The organism is Microcystis sp. LE18-22.4A, assembly GCF_027531105.1.
In the GTDB taxonomy this organism is placed as follows: domain Bacteria; phylum Cyanobacteriota; class Cyanobacteriia; order Cyanobacteriales; family Microcystaceae; genus Microcystis; species Microcystis aeruginosa.
The window spans coordinates 1-3628 of sequence record NZ_JAPZRB010000613.1 but is presented as its reverse complement, the minus strand read 5'-3'; the positions used below and the strand labels follow the sequence as shown (position 1 = coordinate 3628).

General features: G+C 43.4%; 3 protein-coding genes. 2 read left to right on the top strand and 1 reads right to left on the bottom strand.

Going from position 1 to position 3628, the window contains the following annotated elements; translation table 11 throughout:
* The first annotated feature begins 250 nt into the window (after positions 1 to 250).
* A complete protein-coding gene (gene aroC / locus O9295_RS26260) occupies positions 251 to 1351 on the top strand; it encodes a chorismate synthase (RefSeq protein WP_288036201.1) in 1101 nt (366 codons plus the stop codon).
* Positions 1352 to 1364: 13 nt separating this feature from the next.
* Positions 1365 to 2567, top strand: coding sequence for a glycosyltransferase family 4 protein (locus O9295_RS26255; RefSeq protein WP_288036200.1), 1203 nt, complete (start codon positions 1365 to 1367; stop codon positions 2565 to 2567).
* Positions 2568 to 2776: 209 nt separating this feature from the next.
* Here the strand turns inward: O9295_RS26255 and O9295_RS26250 are convergent, their stop codons facing one another.
* On the bottom strand, positions 2777 to 3367 hold the full coding sequence (locus O9295_RS26250; protein WP_288036199.1) for a Uma2 family endonuclease: 591 nt from the start codon (positions 3365 to 3367) through the stop codon (positions 2777 to 2779).
* Between the last annotated feature and the right edge of the window lie 261 nt (positions 3368 to 3628).

Below are 3628 nucleotides of genomic sequence, written 5' to 3'. Positions count from 1 at the left end.
AATTCCTATTTTTTCATAATTAGGGGTCTCAAGCTCCCCCTAGCGGCCACCGAGAAAACCTTCACCAGATAAGTATTTTTACTCAAGTCTCTGGAGGGGGACAGCTTATGTGACAGTTGAGGGTGCGGAATGTGGGTTCTACTTAAGACTGTCCACTAAAAACTCACATCTGATCACTGATAACTGATAACTGATAACTGATAACCGCTCAGGTACAATAAAAGCTTGAGGCTTAGTAGATATTGAGATTATGGGTAACACTTTCGGACGACTATTTCGGGTTTCCACTTTTGGAGAATCTCACGGGGGTGGGGTAGGAGTGGTTATCGATGGTTGTCCTCCGCGCTTAGAAATTTCTGAAGAGGAGATTCAAATCGATTTAGACCGTCGCAAACCGGGACAAAGCAGAATCGTGACCCCGCGTCGGGAAAATGACATTTGTGAGATAATTTCCGGCGTTTTTGAGGGTAAAACCCTCGGTACACCGATCGCTATTTTAGTGCGGAATCAGGATGCTCGTTCGCAAGATTACAACGAAATGGCCGAGAAATTCCGACCTTCCCACGCGGATGCCACCTACGAAGCAAAATACGGCATTCGCAACTGGAAAGGAGGAGGCAGATCCTCGGCCCGGGAAACCATCGGCCGGGTGGCCGCAGCAGCGATCGCTAAAAAAATCCTTAAATCTGTCTATAATGTCGAGATTATCGGTTATGTGAAGCGAATTAAAGATATTGAGGCAATCATCGACCCCAACACCGTCACCCTCGACGAGGTGGAAAGTAATATAGTGCGTTGTCCCAACGGGGAAACGGCCGCCAAAATGATCGCCCTGATCGACCAAATTCGCCAGGATAAGGACTCGATCGGCGGTGTGGTGGAATGTGTAGCCAGAAATGTGCCGAAAGGTCTAGGAGAACCCGTTTTTGATAAGCTAGAAGCCGATTTAGCTAAAGGTATGATGTCCTTACCCGCGAGTAAGGGATTTGAAATCGGATCGGGATTCGCGGGAACCTTCTTAACCGGCAGCGAACACAATGACGAGTATTTTATCGATGATAACGGGTTAATTCGCACCACGAGCAATCGTTCAGGAGGCATCCAAGGGGGAATCAGTAACGGTGAAAATATTATTATCCGCACCGCTTTTAAACCGACCGCAACTATCGGTAAAGAACAAAAAACCGTGACGCGCAGCGGGGAAGAAACCACCCTGGCAGCCAAAGGAAGACACGATCCTTGCGTTTTACCCCGGGCCGTCCCCATGGTAGAAGCGATGATGGCTTTGGTATTATGCGATCATCTGCTCCGTTTTCAGGGACAATGTACGATTAGCGATCGCTTTTTCTAAACCTTTACCCGCGATGAAATTTTTATTCCTTCATTCCAATTTTCCCGCCCAATTTCGCCATTTAATCACGGTTTTGGCTCAAGACCCCGGAAATCAAGTGATTTTCGGCACTACCAGGCAAGAGGGAGAGATAGCGGGGGTAAAAAAATTTATTTACAAGGAAAGTCGCGCTGTTTCTCCCCAAACCCATCATTATGTCCGTCCCCTCGAAAGTGCGGTTTTGCAAGGTCAAGCGGTTTATGGTGTTTGCCAACAACTGAAAAATCAAGGATTTTATCCCGATATTGTCTATGCACATTCTGGCTGGGGGCCGGGTCTATTTATCAAGGATATTTTCCCGAAAACTAAGTTTTTAGCCTATTTTGAATGGTTTTATCATGCCCATGGTTCCGATGCTGATTTTGATCCGGCGGATCCCCTCAATGCTGATGCCGAGGCCCGGATTAGAATTAAAAATGCGCCAATCCTGATCGATCTGGTCAGTTGCGATCGAGGTTTAGCGCCGACTATCTGGCAAAAACAACAATTTCCCCAGGAATTTCACTCAAAACTGACGGTTTTACACGATGGCATCGATACGGACTATTTCTGTCCCCGTCCCGATGTGCAGTTAGTCATTCCAGAGATAGGTTTAGATTTATCCGGTGTTAAGGAGATTGTCACCTATGCAACCCGGGGAATGGAACCCTATCGCGGTTTTCCCCAATTTATGACGGCTGTTTCCCTAATTTTAGCCCGTCGGCCTAACTGTCATATCGTGATTGTCGGGGAGGATCGGGTCGCTTATGGGAAAACTCTACCGGACGGCAAAACCTATAAACAATTGATGTTAGAAAGCCTTTCTTTGGATTTATCCCGGGTGCATTTTACCGGTTCTCTGCCCTACGGTCAATATAAACAGGTTTTACAGGCATCGGCCGCCCATATCTATCTTACTCGTCCTTTTGTGCTTTCTTGGTCAATGTTAGAGGCTATGGCCATGGGTTGCGTGGTGATTGGTTCCGATACTCCCCCCGTGCGAGAATTAATTACTGATGGGGAAAATGGTTTATTAGTGGATTTCTTTTCTCCCCAACAAATAGCCGATCGCGTCGATGAAGTGTTAGATTATCCCCAGGGTTGGCAAAATCTGCGTTTAAATGCCAGGGAAACTATCAAGCAACGCTACGACCTCAAACAATGTTTACAGAATCATCTAGATTGGTTATTGAGTTGATGAAATGAGAGCATTTTCCCAAAAATACTGTCTTTTAAAGGATTCATATCGCTATTAAATCCTTTCTCTGACAATCCTAATTCCTTCCCAAGCAGGAATATTATACTAAATCCGGTTATTAAAGACTGATTGTTTATTGCCCCTTTTGCCTATTGCCTTTTGCCTGTCCCCATAATTAGCCTATACTCAACGGATTTAGTATTATATTGTTATGTTGATTCAATAATTTTTATCCCTGCTCTAAATTCCCGCAGTGCTTGAGCATGATTTTCTGTATTAATACAACGCATCAATAAACCTACATCTAAACTCGGTAAAAGTTGCGATTTACTAACAGCCTCATGTCCCTCATTTCCTAAACTATAAAACAATAACTCGTCGTTCATCCAAAACCAAACTTCAGGGATTTGTAACCGTTTGTATGCTTCCAGTTTATTAATTCCTCCACTACTAACAACCACCTCAATCACTAAATCAGGATGTTTTCTATTTGCTCCCAACTCATAGGATTTATCACCTTCTCTTTTAACCTTTTCAAATTCATTTTCTAAGGTGACAGAACCAGTAGGAGTAAAATCTAATCCCAAAAATTCTAAATAAATTTCTAGTAAAGCACCAATACGTTCTTTGATAGTTTCGTGTTTTTTCCCTGGCATTTTTCTAATCTCCAAAACTCCATCTAAAAAAGATAACCTTAACCCTGGGCGATCAATTAGCTGTTCAACAGCTTTAAATTCTCTCCAGGTTAAGTCACTAATTAAAATTGGTTCTGCTTCTCGTTCAATGAGTGTAGTTATCATAATTTAAACCCAAATTTAGAGCGTGAATTTTGTTGACTATGATATGATATAAAAACAGGTGCGAAACGTTTAGGCATGAAATAGGGCTGAAATGCCTGAAATAACCGCCTAGTAAGGTCCTCAGTCCCCCGACTGAATCTAAGAGGTCAACCATGACCAACCTTATAACTGTTTATATGTCCCGACGTTTAGTATCGTCAGATACCAAACTAGGCAAGGGGACTCAAGGTCAAAACACTTTGTAACAATTATTTACAATTG